The sequence below is a fragment of the Streptococcus sp. 596553 genome (genome assembly GCF_900411395.1).
GTDB lineage: Bacteria > Bacillota > Bacilli > Lactobacillales > Streptococcaceae > Streptococcus > Streptococcus mitis_BA.
In genome coordinates, this window is the sequence record NZ_OXCQ01000004.1 from 84,941 (window position 1) to 103,630 (window position 18,690).

Consider the following 18,690-nt stretch of genomic DNA (forward strand, 5'->3'; position numbering starts at 1 on the left):
AGAATGCAACTAAAAAATAAAAATATCTTTATTACAGGTTCGAGTCGTGGTATTGGTCTTGCCATTGCCCACAAGTTTGCTCAAGCAGGAGCCAACATTGTTTTAAACAGTCGTGGTGCCATTTCAGAAGAATTGCTCGCTGAGTTTGCAGACTATGGTGTCAAGGTGGTTCCTATATCAGGAGACGTGTCAGATTTTGCAGACGCTAAGCGTATGGTTGATCAAGCTATTGTAGAGCTGGGTTCAGTAGATGTTTTGGTCAACAATGCAGGGATTACCCAAGATACCCTGATGCTCAAGATGACAGAAGCAGATTTTGAAAAAGTGCTTAAAGTGAATCTGACTGGTGCCTTTAACATGACACAATCAGTCTTGAAACCGATGATAAAAGCCAGAGAAGGTGCTATCATTAATATGTCTAGTGTTGTTGGTTTGATGGGAAATATCGGTCAAGCTAACTATGCTGCTTCTAAGGCTGGCTTGATTGGTTTTACCAAGTCTGTGGCGCGTGAAGTGGCCAATCGCAATATCAGGGTTAATGCTATTGCACCAGGAATGATTGAGTCTGATATGACAGCTGTCCTATCAGACAAGGTAAAAGATGCCATGCTGGCGCAAATTCCTATGAAAGAATTTGGTCAGGCAGAGCAGGTTGCAGATTTGACAGTATTTTTAGCAGGCCAAGATTATCTAACTGGTCAAGTGGTTGCCATTGATGGTGGCCTCAGTATGTAGAGAAGCTAGAGGTAAAAAAGATGAAACTAAATCGCGTAGTAGTAACAGGTTATGGAGTAACATCTCCAATCGGAAATACACCAGAAGAATTTTGGAATAGTTTGACAAGTGGAAAAATCGGAATTGGTCAAATTACAAAATTTGATCATAGTGACTTTGATGTGCATAATGCGGCAGAAATCCAAGATTTTCCTTTTGATAAATACTTTGTAAAGAAAGATACTAATCGTTTCGATAACTATTCTTTATATGCCTTGTATGCAGCTCAAGAAGCTGTCAATCATGCAGGTCTTGATGTAGAGGCCCTTGATAAAGATCGTTTTGGTGTTATTGTTGCCTCAGGTATTGGTGGAATCAAAGAAATTGAAGATCAAGTGCTTCGCCTAAATGACAAAGGACCAAAACGTGTGAAACCATTGACCCTTCCAAAAGCCTTGCCAAATATGGCTTCAGGAAATGTTGCTATGCGTTTTGGAGCAAACGGTGTTTGTAAATCCATCAATACTGCCTGCGCTTCATCAAATGACGCGATTGGGGATGCCTTCCGCTCAATTAAGTTTGGTTTCCAAGATGTTATGTTGGTAGGTGGTTCAGAAGCTTCTATTACCCCTTTTGCTATTGCTGGTTTCCAAGCCCTGACAGCTCTCTCTACTACAGAGGATCCAACTCGTGCTTCTATTCCATTTGATAAGGACCGTAACGGTTTTGTTATGGGTGAAGGTTCAGGGATGTTGGTTCTTGAAAGTCTGGAACACGCTGAAAAACGTGGGGCAACTATCCTTGCTGAAGTGGTTGGTTATGGAAATACCTGTGATGCCTACCACATGACTTCACCACATCCAGAAGGTCAAGGAGCTATCAAGGCCATCAAACTAGCCTTGGAAGAAGCTGAGATTTCTCCAGAGCAAGTAGCCTATGTCAATGCTCACGGAACATCAACTCCTGCTAATGAAAAAGGAGAAAGTGGTGCGATCGTAGCTGTTCTTGGTAAGGAAGTGCCTGTATCATCAACCAAGTCTTTCACAGGACATTTGCTAGGTGCTGCAGGTGCGGTAGAAGCTATCGTCACAATTGAAGCTATGCGTCATAACTTTGTACCAATGACAGCTGGCACAAGCGAAGTATCAGACTATATCGAAGCCAATGTCGTTTATGGACAAGGCTTGGAGCAAGAAATTCCATACGCTATTTCAAATACCTTTGGTTTTGGTGGCCACAATGCAGTTCTTGCTTTCAAACGTTGGGAGAATAAATAAGTATGAATTTAAACGATATTAAAGACTTGATGGCCCAATTTGACCGGTCAAGTTTGAGAGAATTTTCTTATAAAAATGGGACGGATGAGTTGCAGTTCAGCAAGAATGAAGCTAGACTTGTGCCTGAAGTTACAGCTCAAGTCGCTCCAGCACCCGTTCAAGCAACACCGAGTCCAGTAGCTCCTACATCTGCTCCAGCAGAAACTGTAGTGGAAGAAACTTCAGCGCCAGCTGAAGCAAGTGTGGCTGCTGAGGGAGATATTGTAGAGAGCCCACTTGTTGGGGTGGCTTACTTGGCTGCTGGCCCAGATAAACCTGCCTTCGTTACAGTTGGTGATAGTGTCAAAAAAGGTCAAACACTAGTGATTATCGAAGCCATGAAAGTCATGAATGAAATCCCAGCTCCTAAGGATGGTGTGGTAACGGAAATTCTTGTTTCTAACGAAGAAATGGTTGAGTTTGGTAAAGGATTGGTACGCATCAAATGATCGATATTCAAGGAATCAAAGAAGCCCTTCCCCACCGTTATCCTATGCTCCTAGTGGACCGTGTGTTGGAAGTGAGCGAGGATACTATTGTTGCTATCAAAAATGTGACCATCAACGAGCCTTTCTTTAACGGTCACTTTCCTCAATATCCAGTTATGCCAGGTGTTCTGATCATGGAAGCCTTGGCGCAAACAGCTGGTGTGTTGGAGTTGTCAAAACCTGAAAATAAAGGAAAACTGGTCTTTTACGCTGGTATGGATAAGGTCAAATTCAAGAAGCAAGTTGTACCAGGCGACCAATTGGTTATGACAGCGACTTTTGTAAAACGTCGTGGCACCATAGCCGTGGTTGAAGCAAAGGCTGAAGTGGATGGCAAGCTTGCAGCTAGTGGTACTCTTACCTTTGCAATTGGGAACTAAGGAGGTTCTCCATGTTTCGAAAAATTTTAATTGCCAATCGTGGTGAAATTGCGGTTCGTATTATTCGTGCGGCGCGTGAATTGGGGATTGCGACGGTGGCGGTTTATTCAACTGCTGATAAGGAAGCCCTTCATACGCTTTTAGCAGATGAAGCAGTTTGTATCGGCCCTGGTAAGGCAACAGAGTCTTATCTCAATATCAATGCGGTTCTATCGGCTGCAGTCTTGACTGAAGCAGAAGCCATTCACCCCGGTTTTGGATTTCTCAGTGAAAATTCCAAATTTGCGACCATGTGTGAAGAAGTTGGTATCAAGTTTATCGGCCCATCTGGTCATGTCATGGATATGATGGGGGATAAAATCAATGCGCGTGCTCAGATGATTAAGGCTGGTGTGCCTGTCATTCCAGGTTCAGATGGAGAAGTGCATAACTCTGAGGAAGCCTTGATTGTTGCTGAAAAAATTGGCTATCCTGTTATGCTCAAGGCTTCAGCAGGTGGAGGTGGTAAAGGGATTCGTAAGGTTGAAAAACCAGAGGACCTCGTATCAGCTTTTGAGACCGCCTCTAGTGAAGCCAAGGCCAATTATGGCAATGGTGCCATGTACATAGAACGGGTTATCTATCCAGCTCGTCACATCGAGGTTCAAATCCTAGGAGATGAACACGGGAATGTAATCCACTTGGGGGAACGGGATTGCTCTCTTCAACGGAATAACCAAAAGGTTTTAGAAGAAAGTCCTTCGATTGCAATCGGAAAAACGCTACGTCATGAAATAGGTGCTGCGGCTGTTCGAGCTGCAGAGTCTGTTGGCTATGAGAATGCAGGAACCATTGAGTTTTTGCTTGATGAAGCAAGTAGCAATTTCTACTTCATGGAAATGAATACTCGTGTACAAGTAGAACATCCAGTAACAGAGTTTGTTTCAGGTGTGGATATCGTTAAGGAACAGATTCGCATTGCGGCAGGTCAGCCTTTGTCTGTTAAGCAAGAAGATATTGTCCTACGCGGTCATGCCATCGAGTGTCGTATCAATGCAGAAAATCCAGCCTTTAACTTTGCCCCAAGTCCAGGTAAGATCACCAATCTCTATCTTCCAAGTGGAGGAGTTGGCTTGCGCGTGGATTCAGCAGTTTATCCAGGTTATACCATTCCACCTTATTATGATAGTATGATTGCTAAAATCATCGTTCACGGTGAAAATCGTTTTGATGCCTTGATGAAAATGCAACGTGCTCTCTATGAATTAGAGATTGAAGGGGTGCAGACCAATGCAGATTTCCAGCTTGACCTCATTTCAGATCGCAATGTCATTGCTGGAGATTATGATACTTCCTTCTTGATGGAAACCTTTTTACCCAAGTATCAAGAAAAAGAATAAAATGATTTCAAGAGTTTAAACCGAAAAGGGGAATCAATGGCTCTATTTAGTAAAAAAGATAAGTATATTCGAATCAATCCCAATCGTTCGGTTAGGGAAAAACCTCAAGCTAAGCCAGAGGTTCCAGATGAATTATTCTCCCAGTGTCCGGGTTGTAAGCATACCATTTATCAGAAGGATCTGGGAAGTGAGCGTATCTGTCCGCACTGTAGCTATACCTTTCGTATTTCTGCCCAAGAACGCTTGGCTTTGACGATTGATATGGGAACCTTCAAGGAATTGTTTACAGGGATTGAAAGTAAGGATCCCTTGCATTTCCCTGGTTATCAAAAGAAACTAGCAACCATGCGTGAAAAAACAGGGCTGGATGAAGCTGTTGTGACAGGAACAGCTCTTATTAAGGGTCAGACTGTGGCTCTTGGGATAATGGATTCCAACTTTATCATGGCTTCTATGGGTACAGTTGTAGGGGAAAAAATCACTCGCTTGTTTGAGTATGCGACTGTTGAAAAATTGCCAGTTGTCCTCTTCACAGCCTCTGGTGGAGCCCGTATGCAGGAAGGAATTATGAGTCTCATGCAGATGGCCAAGATTTCTGCAGCGGTTAAACGGCATTCAAATGCTGGTCTCTTTTACCTGACCATTTTGACAGATCCAACGACAGGTGGTGTAACAGCTTCTTTCGCTATGGAAGGCGATATCATTCTAGCTGAACCACAAAGTTTGGTTGGTTTTGCTGGGCGTCGTGTCATTGAAAATACGGTTCGTGAAAGCTTGCCTGAGGATTTCCAAAAGGCGGAATTCCTATTGGAACATGGCTTTGTGGATGCGATTGTCAAAAGAAGAGACTTGCCAGATACCATTGCTAGCCTAGTCAGATTGCACGGAGGGAGTCCTAGATGAATATTGCAAAAATAGTCAGAGAAGCGCGTGAGCAGAGTCGCTTGACAAGCTTGGACTTTGCGACAGGCATTTTTGATAAATTTATCCAATTACACGGTGACCGTTCTTTTCGTGATGATGGTGCAGTTGTTGGTGGTATTGGTTGGCTTGGAGATCAAGCTGTAACAGTGGTTGGTATCCAAAAAGGCAAGAGTTTACAAGATAATCTAAAACGGAATTTTGGACAACCGCATCCAGAAGGCTACCGTAAGGCTCTGCGGTTGATGAAACAGGCTGAAAAGTTTAGCCGTCCAGTTGTGACCTTTATCAATACAGCAGGAGCCTATCCTGGTGTCGGAGCAGAAGAACGTGGTCAAGGGGAAGCTATCGCTCGCAATCTCATGGAAATGAGTGACCTGAAAGTTCCGATTATCGCCATTATTATCGGTGAAGGTGGTTCAGGTGGGGCTCTGGCTCTAGCAGTCGCAGACCGTGTCTGGATGCTGGAAAATTCTATTTATGCCATTCTTAGTCCAGAAGGCTTTGCTTCCATTCTATGGAAGGATGGCAGCCGTGCCATGGAAGCGGCAGAACTGATGAAAATCACTTCACATGAGCTGTTAGAAATGGACGTGGTAGATAAGGTGATTTCTGAAGCAGGACGTTCTAGTAAGGAACTGATTAAGAGTGTCAAAAAAGAACTCCAAGATGAGCTAGCTCTACTTTCACAAAAACCGCTAGAAGAGCTGTTGGAAGAGCGCTATCAACGGTTTAGAAAATACTAATACTCTTCGAAAATCAAATTCAAACCACGTCAGCTTCGCCTTGCCGTACTCAAGTACTGCCTACGGCTAGCTTCCTAGTTTGCTCTTTGATTTTCATTGAGTATAATTCTTTAGAATACATAAAAACTAGAACTGGCAGTCAGTTCTAGTTTTTATGTGGTTCTTACTCTGTATCAAGGATGAAGTAAAAGGTGCTAGGAAAACCAAACACCTTTTCGATTATTCATTTTCTTCTGTTACAAATTGACTAAGCAGTCCGTTGATAAAGCGGGCTGATTTTTGATCTGAAAAATTCTTAGCAAGTTCAATAGCTTCATTGACTGCTACCAGCTGAGGTGTATCAAATGATGTGATTTCAAAGATTCCTAAGCGTAGTAAGTTTTTTTCGACCAAGGTCAAGCGTTCAACTGTCCAGCCTGACTTGAGGTGCTGGTTGATTTGTTTATCCAACTCTTCTTTTTGAGCTTGAACACCAGAAACCAAGTTTAGAAGAAAGGCTGGGATTTGCACATCAGCATCTTCACGGTCATGTGTGTAGGCAAAGCGACAAGCCGTTTCCATATCTGTACCGAATTCAAGGCTCATAAGAGCTTGAAAAGCGCATTTACGAAGTTCACGTCTGGATTCTAATAGTGGACTAGTCATTGAGGAAGTCCTCGTCAAACAAATCTTTCAACTCTGGTTTCGGAGTTTTATCCGGAACTATTCCCGCAACGTGAATGTTGACAATAGAAAGTTCCACATCAGCCATATTACGAACAGCGTCCTTAACAGCTTTTTGGATAGCCATAGCAACTTTTGGTACCTTCACACCGTACTCAAGATAGAGATAGATGTCAGCAGTTAGTTCTTCGTTGCTTTCTTTTAAGTAGACGCCACGACCAAGAGAGAGTTTTGATAGGGTGTCAGATACGGATTTATTTGAAAATGAGTGGACACCATCAACTTTAGCAGTTGCGATGGCAATGATTTTTTCAAGTACACGTGGAGCGATAACGATTTCGCCAAATTGTTCTTCAATTCCCATAGAATGACCTCTTTCTAGAGATTAGGCACGAGAAACGTAAGTTCCTTCTGCAGTGTTGATGATCAATTTTTGTCCAGCTTCGATGAAGTCTGGAACGTTGACAACAAGTCCAGTTTCCATAGTCGCTGGTTTACCAGAACCTGTAACAGTAGCACCTTTGATAGATGGTTGTGTTTCAGCAACTGTTAATTCAACAGTAGTTGGTACAGTTACACCGATTACTTCAGTTCCGTAGAATTGGATTTTCACATCAGAGTTTTCAAGGATGTAAAGCAATTCATTTTCAACGTTTACGACTGGAATTTCGTATTGGTCGTAAGTTTCAGTGTTCATGAAGTAGGCAGTTTCATCCATTTTGTACAAGTATTGAGCTGGAACAGTTTCGATAATAGCTTGTTCGAATTTTTCTTCTGGACGGTAGCTTGTATCAAATGTAGAACCAGTACGGACATCACGCAATTTCATACGCATGATCGTGTTCCCTTTACCTGGTTTGTGGTGGCTAGCTTCCAAAACGCGGATCAATTTTCCGTCTGCAGTTTCAAATGTCATACCAGCTTTCAATTTGCTTGCTTCAATCATGTTTTTACCTCTTTAATAAATATTATTACTCTTCATTTTACCATAAAATCTTCTGGAAATAAAGCCAAAATAGTTATTGGGAGATGGTAGGGGAGAAAAAAACCAACCTCAGGGCTGGTTTCTTTTACATATTAATCTTCTTTCAACTTCGCCAATTCCTGGGCAAGTAGTTTAAGGGCAACTTGTGGGTTGGCTTGACCTTTGGTTGCTTTCATAAGGAATCCTGTGAAGGCCTTGTCTGCGTTACGTTTGCCTGACTTGAAGTCGGCAACGGCAGCTTCGTTATCGGCAAAGACTTGGTGGATAATTGGAATCAAGACAGCTGGATCTGAGATTTGGACCATACCTGCTTTTTCCACGTATTCACGCGCGCCTCCGCCATTTTTAGCTAGGTGGACAAAGACTTTCTTAGCAATCTTAGAAGAGATAGTGCCGTCTTCGATAATGGCAATCATTTCTACCAAGTTTTCTGGTGTCAATTTTATTTGTTCCAGTGTCTTGCCTTCGGCATTCAAGAACTGAGCGACTTCACCTTGGAGCCAGTTAGAGACTTGTTTGGCATCACCACCAAGGGCAACAGCTTTTTCAAAGAAATCAGAAGTGATTTTGTTTGCAGTCAACTGACTAGCATCGTAGTCTGATAAACCAAGGTCGGATACGTAGCGCGCACGGCGTTCTTTTGGGAACTCTGGCAACTCAGTTCGCATTTCCTCAATCCACTCATCTGAGATTTCAAAGAGAGGTAGGTCTGGTTCTGGGAAGTAGCGGTAGTCTGCAGCACCTTCCTTGACACGCATGAGGATGGTTGCCTTGTTAGCTTCGTCATAACGGCGTGTTTCTTGGCGAATTTGACCACCTGAGCGAAGAATTTCAGCCTGGCGTTGAACTTCGTATTCAAGACCCTTACGAACGTTTGAGAAGGAGTTGAGGTTTTTCAACTCAGTCTTGGTACCGAAATTTTCTTGACCATAAGGACGAAGAGAAATATTAGCATCCACACGCATAGAACCTTCTTCCATCTTGACGTCAGAAATGCCAGCGTACTGGATAACTTCCTTGAGGGCTGTTAGGTAAGCATAGGCTTCTTCTGGCGAACGCATGTCAGCTTCAGATACAATCTCAATCAATGGCACCCCTTGGCGGTTTAGGTCAACGTAAGAGTAGCCGTCTGTACCGTGGGTGTTTTTACCAGCGTCTTCCTCTAGGTGGGCACGTTCGATACCGATTTTCTTAGTTGTACCGTCTTCTAGCTCGACTTCAATCCAACCATTATAGCCGATTGGCTCATCAAACTGAGAAATTTGGTAGGCCTTTGGATTATCAGGATAGAAGTAGTTCTTGCGGTCAAAGTGCATCTTTTTATGGATGTCCATGTTGAGGGCAAGAGCAGCCTTGATACCAGCATCGACAACCCCTTTATTGAGAACTGGCAGAACTCCTGGGAAGGACCAGTCAATCACGTTAGTGTTGGCATTTTGGTCATTTCCAAAGTGGGCAGAAGTAGGTGAGAAGATTTTTGAATTGGTGTTGAGCTCTACGTGGACTTCAAGTCCAATGACTGTTTCAAAGTTCATTAGTTGTCACCTCCAAAAATCACAGGTTGTTGTTTGTGGTAGTCTGTTGTTGCCTCAAAAGCAGCAGCAGCTTGGTAAATGGTTTCCTCAGAATATTTAGGACCAATCAATTGTAGACCGACAGGTAGACCTTGAGAGAATCCAGCAGGAATCGAAATTCCTGGTAGACCAGCTAAGTTGACTGGGATGGTCAAGAGGTCAGCCAAGTACATGGCAACTGGGTCATGGTTGAGTGAGTCCAAGTCATAGGCAACACTAGGAGCAGTTGGACCCAAAATCAAGTCGTAATCCGCGAAGACTTTTTCGAAATCGTGGATGATGAGGGTACGGACTTGACCAGCCTTCTTGTAGTAGGCATCGTAGTAGCCTGATGAAAGACTGAAAGTACCTAACATGATACGACGTTTCACTTCTTCACCGAAACCTTGGCTACGGCTGTTTACATAGATTTCATCAAGATTAGTCGCATCCTCTGCGCGGTAGCCGTAACGGATACCGTCAAAGCGTTGCAAGTTTGATGAAGCTTCAGATGAAGCGATGATGTAGTATACGGCAACCCCGTATTTAGAGTGAGGAAGGCTGACTTCTTCAACGATAGCACCAAGTTTCTCAAAGTGCTTAGCGGCATTCAGGATGGTTTCTTTAACTTCTGGGTCAATTCCTTCACCGAGATATTCCTTAGGCAAAGCGATTTTCATGCCCTTGATGTCTTGACCGATTTTTGAAGTAAAGTCGGCAATGCGGACAGGAGCAGAAGTAGAGTCTTTTGCATCTTCGTTGGCAATAGCGTTGAGCAAGAGGGCGTTTTCCTTAACAGTTGGTGCGAAAGGTCCGATTTGATCTAATGAGCTACCGAAGGCAATGAGACCGAAACGAGAAACTGTTCCGTAGGTTGGTTTGAGACCAACAATCCCGTTGAAGGCAGCAGGTTGGCGGATAGAACCACCCGTATCAGAACCAAGTGATAAGCGGACTTGTCCTGAGGCTACAGCTGCAGCAGAACCACTTGATGATCCACCAGGAACCTTGCTGTGGTCCCAAGCATTTTTAGTGGCACCGTAGTGAGAAGTTTCACCTGACCCCCCCATGGCAAATTCGTCCATGTTGGTTTTCCCTACGACAATCATACACTTGGCTTTTGCATTGGCAACGGCTGTCGCATCAAAAATTGGCTCATAGTTGTAGAGCATTTTTGAGGCAGCAGTTGTGAGAATGCCGTCTGTAGAGATATTATCCTTAACAGCAAGTGGAATTCCTGAAAGGACATTGTCAGCGTCAATTCCAGCTTCATCAATAGCTTTGGCTTGAGCAAGAGCTTGTTCCTCAGCGATTGTGACGAAAGCGTTGATAGCTGTCTCGCGAGATTGGATATCTTCAAGGGTTGCTTGGGTCAATTCAGTTGCAGAAATTTCCTTAGAGACAAGGAGATCGTGTAAGTCTTCAATGGTTTTATTGTTGAAAGTCATTAGGCATCTCCTCCATCGTCTAGGATAGCTGGTACCTTGATATAGTAGTTGTCTTTTTCAGGTACGTTCTTAAACAGGCGGTCACGGTCTGTACCTTCTTCGGCCACATCAGGGCGGAGTACAGTTTTGCGGTCAGCCATGGTTGTAGTAGGTGCGACACCAGTAGTGTCAACTTCGCCCAGCAATTCAACCATGTCAACAATCTTAGACAAGGTAGTCGCAAAGGCAGCAGTTTCTTCTTCAGAGAATCTTAATTTTGAAAGATTGGCAACGTGTGTTACCTCTTCTTGCGTAATTTTCATCTTGCATCCTTTCGTGAAATGATGATTTTTAGTCTGTTCTATTTTACCATATTTTCCTATAAATAAGGGAGGGGGAAGTGAAAAGAAATAGAAATTGAAAAAAATGCTAAAATCCGATATAATGGAGTGTTGAAAGGAATGGTAAAATCCAATGTAAAAATCATTCTTAGCTATCGAAACAAGGAAAATAGAGAATCAAAGAAAGAGAACTTATGAATATTCAAGAAGAAATTAAGAAACGCCGTACCTTTGCCATCATCTCCCACCCTGACGCGGGGAAAACTACTATTACTGAGCAGTTGCTCTACTTTGGGGGCGAGATTCGTGAGGCTGGTACGGTTAAAGGAAAGAAAACAGGGACTTTTGCCAAGTCTGACTGGATGGATATCGAGAAGCAACGTGGGATTTCGGTTACTTCATCTGTTATGCAGTTTGACTACGATGGCAAGCGCGTGAATATCCTAGACACACCAGGGCACGAGGACTTCTCAGAAGATACTTATCGTACCTTGATGGCGGTGGATGCTGCGGTCATGGTCGTGGATTCTGCCAAGGGTATCGAGGCCCAAACTAAGAAGTTGTTTGAGGTTGTCAAACACCGTGGCATTCCAGTCTTTACCTTTATGAACAAGCTAGACCGTGACGGACGTGAGCCACTGGACCTCTTGCAAGAATTGGAAGAAGTCTTGGGAATTGCTAGCTACCCTATGAACTGGCCAATCGGGATGGGGAAAGCTTTTGAGGGTTTGTATGATCTCTATAACCAACGCCTGGAGCTCTACAAAAGGGATGAGCGTTTTGCTAGTCTAGAAGATGGGGACAAGCTTTTTGGTAGCAATCCTTTCTACGAGCAAGTCAAAGATGATATTGAACTTTTAAATGAAGCTGGAAATGAGTTTTCAGAGGAAGCTATCCTTGCTGGAGAATTGACACCTGTCTTCTTTGGTTCAGCTTTGACAAACTTTGGTGTGCAGACCTTCCTTGAGACCTTCCTCAAGTTTGCTCCAGAACCACATGGACACAAGAAAACAGACGGTGAAGTTGTGGATCCGTACGACAAGGATTTCTCAGGATTTGTCTTTAAAATCCAAGCCAACATGGACCCTCGTCACCGTGACCGTATTGCCTTTGTCCGTATCGTATCAGGCGAATTTGAGCGTGGTATGAGTGTCAACCTGCCTCGTACTGGTAAGGGAGCTAAGCTGTCAAATGTTACTCAGTTTATGGCGGAAAGTCGTGAGAATGTAACCAATGCCGTGGCGGGTGATATTATCGGTGTATACGATACAGGTACTTATCAAGTTGGGGATACCTTGACAGTTGGGAAAAACAAATTTGAATTTGAACCACTGCCAACCTTTACACCTGAGATTTTCATGAAAGTTTCTGCCAAGAATGTCATGAAGCAAAAATCCTTCCACAAGGGGATTGAGCAACTGGTGCAAGAGGGGGCTATTCAGCTTTATAAGAATTACCAAACAGGCGAGTATATGCTGGGAGCTGTAGGTCAACTCCAGTTTGAAGTCTTTAAGCACCGTATGGAGGGCGAGTACAATGCGGAAGTCGTCATGAGCCCAATGGGGAAAAAGACCGTTCGTTGGATCAAGCCTGAGGACTTGGATGAACGCATGTCGTCAAGTCGCAATATCTTGGCTAAAGACCGCTTTGACCAACCAGTCTTCCTCTTTGAAAATGACTTTGCCCTCCGTTGGTTTGCGGACAAGTATCCAGATGTAGAGTTGGAAGAAAAAATGTAGATCGCCAAAGTTACTTGATTGTGTAACAATCTAAGTAACTAACGCCAAGTTTCTATGGAACTTGGCTAGGCGCTCCACTAGTAAAGTTTTACGAATAATATCGATTCGTAAAACTTTACGTCGTAACAGTTAGCAAGCGGTAACTGCCTCACTAACTACGTTTGGCAAATAGGATCGATTTGTAAAACTCCGTGTCGTAATGTAAAAAATAGCCTTACCTAAACGCTTCACTAGGCAAAGTCCACGAATGGTATAGATTCGTAAAACTTTCCGTCGTAACTGGTAGTGAGTGGTCTAGCTAACTGCTTTACTAACTACGTTTGGCAAATGGAATCGATTTGCCAAGCCCCGTGTCGTGGTGTAAAAAATAGCCTTATCTAAACGCTTTGCCGTCATAATGGAAAGTAAGCTCCCCAAACATATGATGGGAATAAAAAGAAATGAGATAAAGAGTGAAAGAAGAGAAAAAAGCGATTGTCTTAGGCGCAGGTAATGCTCAGTATGAATAAAGTTGAAACAACAATAAAGTCCCTGTGTGTTCATTATAATAATCGGAAGTTTTATATTTTTAATGATGATCTTCCGATTGACAGTAGTATTCTGAAAGATTATCGTTTGCCCTTTGAGGGACTTTCTTACGCTACCTTCTTTAGGTATTTTCTTCCAAAGTATGTAAGTGAGGTTCGTGTACTGTATTTAGACTTGGATATTATCGTAAGAAAACCGATAGATGAGCTGTGGTACTTAGACCTTACAGGCATCTCCTTAGTAGCAGTTAGAGATGATTTTTATACACCTATTTTCAATGCTGGTTTTTTGTTAATCAACAATGACATGTGAAGAGCAGAAAATGTCACGTAAAATCTGATTTAAGACACAAATAAAAAATCTTCCAATTCTCTGTTTCCGTGTCTGAAGGCTTCTTTTCCTTTCTGTTGATAGGCTAGTAGCAGACGATTGATTTGTCTTTCAGAAAGATTGAGTTCGACACAGGCCCGTTTCTTTGTTTTCTTTCCTTGGGCTATAGCTTTTATCACAAGATATTTTTTCATTTCATTCATATTTAGTTGGATCCTTTTCATATGACTATTCTACCAAATGGGACATTTTCACGTTCGATTTACTAAAGACATTATCACATTCGAATCACAAATAAATAAAAAAATCTTCCAATTCCCTTGCAAAAATGAAGAAAGTGTGATAACATAGTACGGTATGTGGTGCTAGCACATCCGCTATATTAGATCTAATAGGAGGAAAACACAATGGCTAAAGTATGTTACTTTACAGGTCGTAAGACTGTATCAGGAAACAACCGTTCACACGCGATGAACCAAACAAAACGTGCCGTAAAACCAAACCTTCAAAAAGTTACTGTTCTTATCGATGGTAAACCTAAAAAAGTTTGGGCTTCAGCTCGTGCTTTGAAATCAGGTAAAGTTGAACGTGTTTAATAATAAAAGCAAGGAGACCTCAGGGTCTTTTTCTTTTGTCATAGCGAAAAAATCATTTTAAAAGCAGAGTAAATATCCGCTGATACAGTATTCTGCTTTTACACTTGGGATGAAATATGATAAAATAGAGTATCAACTAGTTGAGGTAAAAAGGATGACTGTAAAAATTAATACAAAAGATGGTCAAATCGAACTAACAGATGAAGTGATTGCAACCGTCGTAGGTGGTGCAACAACTGAGATTTTTGGTGTGGTCGGTATGGCTAGTAAAAATGCCCTCAAAGATAATTTCCAAGCCCTTCTAGGTAAGGAAAATTATTCCAAAGGTGTCGTCGTAAAGGCAGCTGAAGATGGCAGCATTGCAGTTGATGTGTATACCGTGTTGAGCTACGGAACAAAGATTAGTGAAGTGTCAAAAAACATTCAAGAGCGTGTTGCCTTTAGCTTGGAAAACCAGCTTGGAATCACTGCTCAGACTGTAAATGTCTACATTCAAAATATCAAAGTTGTAGGAGAATAACCGTGTCAAAAATTACTACTAGCTTATTTCAAGAAATGGTGCAGGCTGCATCAACTCGCTTGAATAAGCAAGCTGAATATGTCAATTCATTAAACGTCTTCCCCGTTCCAGATGGAGATACTGGAACAAACATGGGAATGACCATTGAAAATGGTGCTAAAGAAGTTGCAGACAAGCCAGCTTCTACAGTTGGCGAGGTAGCGAGCATTCTTGCCAAAGGGCTTTTGATGGGTGCGCGGGGGAACTCAGGAGTTATTACGTCTCAGCTTTTCCGTGGATTTTCACAAGCCATCAAGGATAAAGACGAGTTAACAGGTCAAGACTTGGCCCTTGCCTTCCAATCAGGTGTGGAAGTTGCCTATAAGGCAGTGATGAAGCCAGTTGAAGGAACGATTTTGACAGTTTCTCGTGGTGCTGCTATCGGTGCTAAGAAAAAAGCTGAGCAAACAGATGACGCTGTTGAAGTCATGCGCGCAGCCTTGGAAGGTGCTAAAACAGCTCTAGCTAAAACACCAGACATGCTTCCAGTATTGAAAGAAGTTGGCGTTGTGGACTCAGGTGGTCAAGGACTGGTCTTCATCTACGAAGGTTTCCTTTCAGCCCTTACTGGCGAATATATTGCATCGGAGGACTTTGTAGCGACTCCTGCTAATATGAGTGAAATGATCAATGCAGAGCACCACAAGTCTGTGGCTGGTCATGTAGCGACTGAGGACATCACCTTTGGTTATTGTACTGAAATCATGGTAGCTCTTAAACAAGGTCCAACCTATGCCAAAGATTTTGACTACGATGAATTCCGTAATTACTTGAATGAGCTTGGAGACTCTCTCCTCGTTGTCAATGATGATGAAATCGTCAAAGTCCATGTTCATACAGAAGATCCAGGACTGGTTATGCAAGAAGGTCTCAAATATGGTAGCTTGGTCAAGGTAAAAGTTGATAATATGCGTAACCAACACGAGGCACAGGTTGAGAAAGAAGCTGCTCAAGTTAGCAAGCCTGCTGAAGAAAAAGAGTATGCTTTGATTGCTGTAGTGGCTGGTAAAGGTCTAGCAGATATCTTCCGTTCTCAAGGTGTGGATTATGTTATCGAAGGCGGTCAAACCATGAACCCTTCAACAGAAGACTTTATCAAGGCTGTTGAACAGGTCAATGCTCGTAACATTATCTTCCTACCAAACAACAAAAATATCTTCATGGCTGCTCAATCTGCAACAGAAGTTTTGGAGCAACCAGCAGTGGTGGTAGAGGCTTGCACTCTCCCTCAAGGTTTGACAAGTCTTCTTGCCTTTGATCCAAGCAAGTCCATTGAAGAAAACCAAGAGCGTATGACAGCTGCTCTTAGCGATGTCGTTAGCGGAAGCGTCACAACAGCCGTGCGTGATACAACCATTGATGGCTTAGAAATCCATGAAAACGATAATCTTGGTATGGTGGATGGGAAAATCCTCGTGTCAAACCCTGACATGCACCAAACCTTGACTGAAACATTGAAACATATGTTGGATGAAGATAGTGAAATCGTAACCTTCTATGTCGGTGAAGACGGAAGCGAAGAACTTGCCAATGAAATTGCTCAAGAAATCGCAGAAGAATTCGAAGACATTGAAGTTGAGATTCACCAAGGTCAACAACCTGTTTACCCATACCTATTTAGTGTGGAATAAGATTAATGAAGAACTGAGAAATCGGTTCTTTTTTCTTTTTTAGTAAATGAAATCGGTATCTTTTTAATAAAAACAAAAATAACATTCATAAATAAACGTTAAAATAGAAAATTCAGAAAATTTCTTCTTTTCTCTTGAAAATTTTTGAAAAAATGGTATGATAGTAACAAGTTATTTTTAAGAGGAAAGAAAGGGGAACAATGGAGAAAATCAGTTTAGAATCTCCTAAGACGGGGTCGGACCTAGTTTTGGAAACACTTCGTGATTTAGGAATTGATACCATCTTTGGTTATCCTGGTGGTGCAGTCTTGCCTTTTTATGATGCGATATATAATTTTAAAGGCATTCGCCACATTCTAGGACGCCATGAGCAAGGTTGTCTGCATGAAGCTGAAGGTTATGCCAAATCAACTGGAAAGTTGGGTGTTGCCGTCGTCACTAGTGGACCAGGAGCAACAAATGCCATTACAGGGATTGCAGATGCCATGAGCGATAGCGTTCCCCTTTTGGTCTTTACAGGTCAGGTGGCGCGAGCAGGGATTGGGAAGGATGCCTTTCAGGAGGCAGACATCGTGGGAATTACCATGCCAATCACTAAGTACAATTACCAAGTTCGTGAGACAGCTGATATTCCCCGTATCATTACGGAAGCTTTCCATATCGCAACTACAGGTCGACCAGGGCCAGTCGTCATTGACCTACCTAAAGACGTATCTGCTTTAGAAACAGACTTCATCTATTCATCAGAAGTGAACCTACCAAGCTATCAGCCGACTCTTGAGCCAAATGATATGCAAATCAAGAAAATCTTGAAGCAATTATCCAAGGCTAAAAAGCCAGTCTTGCTAGCTGGTGGTGGAATTAGTTATGCTGAAGCTGCGGCAGAATTAAATGAATTTGCAGAACGTTACCAAATTCCAGTGGTAACTAGTCTTTTAGGGCAAGGTACGATTGCAACGAGTCATCCACTCTTCCTTGGAATGGGGGGGATGCATGGGTCATTCGCAGCTAATATTGCCATGACAGAAGCTGATTTTATGATTAGTATTGGTTGCCGTTTCGATGACCGCTTGACGGGGAATCCTAAGACCTTCGCTAAGAATGCTAAGGTTGCTCACATTGATATTGACCCAGCCGAGATTGGCAAGATCATCAGTGCAGATATTCCTGTGGTTGGAGATGCTAAGAAAGCCTTGCAAATGTTGCTAGCAGAACCGACAGTTCATAACAATACTGAAAAATGGATTGAAAAAGTCACTAAAGACAAGAACCGTGTTCGTTCTTATGACAAAAAAGAGCGTGTGGTTCAGCCGCAAGCTGTTATTGAACGAATTGGTGAATTGACGAATGGAGATGCCATTGTGGTAACAGACGTTGGTCAACACCAAATGTGGACAGCCCAGTATTATCCCTATCAAAATGAACGTCAGTTAGTGACTTCAGGTGGTTTAGGAACCATGGGATTCGGAATTCCAGCAGCAATCGGTGCTAAAATTGCTAACCCAGATAAGGAAGTAGTCTTGTTTGTTGGGGATGGCGGCTTCCAAATGACTAACCAAGAATTGGCTATTTTGAACATTTACAAGGTGCCAATCAAGGTGGTTATGTTGAACAACCACTCACTTGGAATGGTTCGTCAGTGGCAGGAATCCTTCTATGAAGGTAGAACATCTGAGTCAGTCTTTGATACCCTTCCAGATTTCCAATTGATGGCACAAGCTTACGGTATTAAAAACTATAAGTTTGACAATCCTGAGACCTTGGATCAAGACCTTGAAGTCATCACTGAGGATGTTCCTATGCTAATCGAGGTAGATATTTCTCGTAAGGAACAGGTGCTACCAATGGTACCAGCTGGTAAGAGTAATCATGAGATGTTGGGGGTGAAGTTCCATGCGTAGAATGTTAACAGCAAAACTACAAAATCGTTCAGGAGTCCTCAATCGCTTTACCGGTGTCCTGTCTCGTCGTCAGGTTAATATCGAAAGTATCTCTGTTGGAGCAACAGAAGATCCGAATGTATCGCGTATCACCATTATTATTGATGTTGCTTCACATGATGAAGTGGAGCAAATCATCAAGCAACTCAATCGTCAGATTGATGTGATTCGCATTCGTGATATTACAGACAAGCCTCATTTGGAGCGCGAGGTGATTTTGGTTAAGATGTCAGCGCCAGCTGAGAAGCGAGCTGAGATTCTAGCGATTATTCAACCTTTCCGTGCAACAGTGGTAGACGTAGCGCCAAGCTCGATTACCATTCAAATGACAGGAAATGCCGAAAAGAGTGAAGCTCTATTGCGAGTCATTAGACCATACGGTATTCGCAATATCGCTCGTACGGGTGCAACTGGATTTACCCGTGATTAAAAATCCAACTTAAATTTGTTAAAC

The 18,690-nt window shown here is 42.7% G+C and carries 20 protein-coding genes and 1 pseudogene; 14 read left to right on the plus strand and 7 right to left on the minus strand.

Translation table 11 applies throughout. The annotated features are described in order from the left end of the window. The first annotated feature begins 3 nt into the window (after positions 1-3). The 7 genes from fabG to DSY56_RS05710 are packed head-to-tail and all read left to right on the plus strand — an operon-like array spanning position 4 to position 5,944. Positions 4-735: a 3-oxoacyl-[acyl-carrier-protein] reductase gene (gene fabG, locus DSY56_RS05680; RefSeq protein WP_112444401.1), complete on the plus strand. Its 732-nt coding sequence runs from the start codon at positions 4-6 to the stop codon at positions 733-735. Positions 736-755: 20 nt separating this feature from the next. Next, positions 756-1,991: a beta-ketoacyl-ACP synthase II gene (gene fabF, locus DSY56_RS05685; protein ID WP_112444403.1), complete on the plus strand. Its 1,236-nt coding sequence runs from the start codon at positions 756-758 to the stop codon at positions 1,989-1,991. 2 nt (positions 1,992-1,993) lie between these two features. Continuing rightward, on the plus strand, positions 1,994-2,479 hold the full coding sequence (gene accB, locus DSY56_RS05690) for an acetyl-CoA carboxylase biotin carboxyl carrier protein (RefSeq protein WP_112444405.1): 486 nt from the start codon (positions 1,994-1,996) through the stop codon (positions 2,477-2,479). Then, complete coding sequence (fabZ, locus tag DSY56_RS05695; protein WP_000565515.1) at positions 2,476-2,898, plus strand: 3-hydroxyacyl-ACP dehydratase FabZ; 423 nt, start codon at positions 2,476-2,478, stop codon at positions 2,896-2,898. The genes accB and fabZ overlap by 4 nt, the downstream gene beginning before the upstream one ends. A gap of 11 nt (positions 2,899-2,909) precedes the next feature. Continuing rightward, positions 2,910-4,277: an acetyl-CoA carboxylase biotin carboxylase subunit gene (gene accC / locus DSY56_RS05700; protein ID WP_061759874.1), complete on the plus strand. Its 1,368-nt coding sequence runs from the start codon at positions 2,910-2,912 to the stop codon at positions 4,275-4,277. 36 nt (positions 4,278-4,313) lie between these two features. Continuing rightward, positions 4,314-5,180: an acetyl-CoA carboxylase, carboxyltransferase subunit beta gene (gene accD, locus DSY56_RS05705; protein WP_020902990.1), complete on the plus strand. Its 867-nt coding sequence runs from the start codon at positions 4,314-4,316 to the stop codon at positions 5,178-5,180. Continuing rightward, positions 5,177-5,944, plus strand: a complete 768-nt coding sequence (locus DSY56_RS05710) for an acetyl-CoA carboxylase carboxyl transferase subunit alpha (RefSeq protein WP_112444407.1) — start codon at positions 5,177-5,179, stop codon at positions 5,942-5,944. Before accD ends, DSY56_RS05710 begins: the two co-directional genes overlap by 4 nt. Positions 5,945-6,163: 219 nt before the next feature. Here DSY56_RS05710 and nusB read toward each other — a convergent pair whose 3' ends face one another. The 6 genes from nusB to gatC all read right to left on the minus strand — a co-directional run bounded on the left by nusB (position 6,164) and on the right by gatC (position 10,895). Continuing rightward, positions 6,164-6,589 carry a transcription antitermination factor NusB gene (gene nusB, locus DSY56_RS05720; RefSeq protein ID WP_112444409.1) on the minus strand — a complete coding sequence of 142 codons (426 nt, stop codon included), beginning with the start codon at positions 6,587-6,589 and terminating at the stop codon, positions 6,164-6,166. After that, positions 6,582-6,971 (minus strand): Asp23/Gls24 family envelope stress response protein, encoded by a 390-nt coding sequence (locus tag DSY56_RS05725; RefSeq protein ID WP_050975866.1) that lies wholly within the window; start codon positions 6,969-6,971, stop codon positions 6,582-6,584. The genes nusB and DSY56_RS05725 overlap by 8 nt, the downstream gene beginning before the upstream one ends. 21 nt (positions 6,972-6,992) lie before the next feature. Further along, positions 6,993-7,553 carry an elongation factor P gene (efp, locus tag DSY56_RS05730; RefSeq protein ID WP_000568643.1) on the minus strand — a complete coding sequence of 187 codons (561 nt, stop codon included), beginning with the start codon at positions 7,551-7,553 and terminating at the stop codon, positions 6,993-6,995. A gap of 131 nt (positions 7,554-7,684) precedes the next feature. Next, on the minus strand, positions 7,685-9,127 hold the full coding sequence (gene gatB, locus DSY56_RS05735) for an Asp-tRNA(Asn)/Glu-tRNA(Gln) amidotransferase subunit GatB (protein ID WP_112444411.1): 1,443 nt from the start codon (positions 9,125-9,127) through the stop codon (positions 7,685-7,687). Further along, positions 9,127-10,593 (minus strand): Asp-tRNA(Asn)/Glu-tRNA(Gln) amidotransferase subunit GatA, encoded by a 1,467-nt coding sequence (gene gatA / locus DSY56_RS05740; RefSeq protein WP_112444413.1) that lies wholly within the window; start codon positions 10,591-10,593, stop codon positions 9,127-9,129. Before gatA ends, gatB begins: the two co-directional genes overlap by 1 nt. Then, a complete protein-coding gene (gene gatC, locus DSY56_RS05745) occupies positions 10,593-10,895 on the minus strand; it encodes an Asp-tRNA(Asn)/Glu-tRNA(Gln) amidotransferase subunit GatC (protein WP_000705419.1) in 303 nt (100 codons plus the stop codon). The genes gatA and gatC overlap by 1 nt, the downstream gene beginning before the upstream one ends. Positions 10,896-11,107: 212 nt before the next feature. On the opposite strand from gatC, the gene DSY56_RS05750 reads away from it, so the two are divergent. Then, positions 11,108-12,652 carry a peptide chain release factor 3 gene (locus DSY56_RS05750; RefSeq protein ID WP_054393235.1) on the plus strand — a complete coding sequence of 515 codons (1,545 nt, stop codon included), beginning with the start codon at positions 11,108-11,110 and terminating at the stop codon, positions 12,650-12,652. A 501-nt stretch (positions 12,653-13,153) separates the two neighbouring features. After that, positions 13,154-13,492 carry a glycosyltransferase gene (locus tag DSY56_RS05755; protein ID WP_234990556.1) on the plus strand — a complete coding sequence of 113 codons (339 nt, stop codon included), beginning with the start codon at positions 13,154-13,156 and terminating at the stop codon, positions 13,490-13,492. Between the two features lie 59 nt (positions 13,493-13,551). On the opposite strand, the pseudogene DSY56_RS05760 reads toward DSY56_RS05755, so the two are convergent. After that, positions 13,552-13,713: pseudogene (locus DSY56_RS05760) on the minus strand (helix-turn-helix domain-containing protein); the annotation flags it as partial. A gap of 204 nt (positions 13,714-13,917) precedes the next feature. On the opposite strand from DSY56_RS05760, the gene rpmB reads away from it, so the two are divergent. The 5 genes from rpmB (at position 13,918) to ilvN (ending at position 18,666) form a co-directional block, all read left to right on the plus strand. Continuing rightward, positions 13,918-14,106, plus strand: a complete 189-nt coding sequence (gene rpmB / locus DSY56_RS05765; protein WP_001140948.1) for a 50S ribosomal protein L28 — start codon at positions 13,918-13,920, stop codon at positions 14,104-14,106. Between the two features lie 154 nt (positions 14,107-14,260). Further along, positions 14,261-14,626 (plus strand): Asp23/Gls24 family envelope stress response protein, encoded by a 366-nt coding sequence (locus DSY56_RS05770; protein WP_050089938.1) that lies wholly within the window; start codon positions 14,261-14,263, stop codon positions 14,624-14,626. A 2-nt stretch (positions 14,627-14,628) separates the two neighbouring features. After that, the gene (locus DSY56_RS05775; RefSeq protein ID WP_112444415.1) at positions 14,629-16,296 is read left to right on the plus strand and encodes a DAK2 domain-containing protein; all 1,668 of its coding nucleotides are present in this window, start codon (positions 14,629-14,631) and stop codon (positions 16,294-16,296) included. A 200-nt stretch (positions 16,297-16,496) separates the two neighbouring features. Then, positions 16,497-18,197, plus strand: a complete 1,701-nt coding sequence (locus DSY56_RS05780) for an acetolactate synthase large subunit (protein ID WP_112444416.1) — start codon at positions 16,497-16,499, stop codon at positions 18,195-18,197. Continuing rightward, positions 18,190-18,666 carry an acetolactate synthase small subunit gene (gene ilvN, locus DSY56_RS05785; RefSeq protein WP_001253803.1) on the plus strand — a complete coding sequence of 159 codons (477 nt, stop codon included), beginning with the start codon at positions 18,190-18,192 and terminating at the stop codon, positions 18,664-18,666. The genes DSY56_RS05780 and ilvN overlap by 8 nt, the downstream gene beginning before the upstream one ends. The last annotated feature ends 24 nt before the right edge of the window (positions 18,667-18,690 follow it).

Coding starts and splice junctions, on each gene's coding strand:
- fabG (WP_112444401.1), top strand. CDS start 4: ATGCAACTAAAAAATAAAAATATCTTTATTACAGGTTCGAGTCGTGGT.
- fabF (WP_112444403.1), top strand. CDS start 756: ATGAAACTAAATCGCGTAGTAGTAACAGGTTATGGAGTAACATCTCCA.
- accB (WP_112444405.1), top strand. CDS start 1,994: ATGAATTTAAACGATATTAAAGACTTGATGGCCCAATTTGACCGGTCA.
- fabZ (WP_000565515.1), top strand. CDS start 2,476: ATGATCGATATTCAAGGAATCAAAGAAGCCCTTCCCCACCGTTATCCT.
- accC (WP_061759874.1), top strand. CDS start 2,910: ATGTTTCGAAAAATTTTAATTGCCAATCGTGGTGAAATTGCGGTTCGT.
- accD (WP_020902990.1), top strand. CDS start 4,314: ATGGCTCTATTTAGTAAAAAAGATAAGTATATTCGAATCAATCCCAAT.
- DSY56_RS05710 (WP_112444407.1), top strand. CDS start 5,177: ATGAATATTGCAAAAATAGTCAGAGAAGCGCGTGAGCAGAGTCGCTTG.
- nusB (WP_112444409.1), bottom strand. CDS start 6,589: ATGACTAGTCCACTATTAGAATCCAGACGTGAACTTCGTAAATGCGCT.
- DSY56_RS05725 (WP_050975866.1), bottom strand. CDS start 6,971: ATGGGAATTGAAGAACAATTTGGCGAAATCGTTATCGCTCCACGTGTA.
- efp (WP_000568643.1), bottom strand. CDS start 7,553: ATGATTGAAGCAAGCAAATTGAAAGCTGGTATGACATTTGAAACTGCA.
- gatB (WP_112444411.1), bottom strand. CDS start 9,127: ATGAACTTTGAAACAGTCATTGGACTTGAAGTCCACGTAGAGCTCAAC.
- gatA (WP_112444413.1), bottom strand. CDS start 10,593: ATGACTTTCAACAATAAAACCATTGAAGACTTACACGATCTCCTTGTC.
- gatC (WP_000705419.1), bottom strand. CDS start 10,895: ATGAAAATTACGCAAGAAGAGGTAACACACGTTGCCAATCTTTCAAAA.
- DSY56_RS05750 (WP_054393235.1), top strand. CDS start 11,108: ATGAATATTCAAGAAGAAATTAAGAAACGCCGTACCTTTGCCATCATC.
- DSY56_RS05755 (WP_234990556.1), top strand. CDS start 13,154: ATGAATAAAGTTGAAACAACAATAAAGTCCCTGTGTGTTCATTATAAT.
- rpmB (WP_001140948.1), top strand. CDS start 13,918: ATGGCTAAAGTATGTTACTTTACAGGTCGTAAGACTGTATCAGGAAAC.
- DSY56_RS05770 (WP_050089938.1), top strand. CDS start 14,261: ATGACTGTAAAAATTAATACAAAAGATGGTCAAATCGAACTAACAGAT.
- DSY56_RS05780 (WP_112444416.1), top strand. CDS start 16,497: ATGGAGAAAATCAGTTTAGAATCTCCTAAGACGGGGTCGGACCTAGTT.
- ilvN (WP_001253803.1), top strand. CDS start 18,190: ATGCGTAGAATGTTAACAGCAAAACTACAAAATCGTTCAGGAGTCCTC.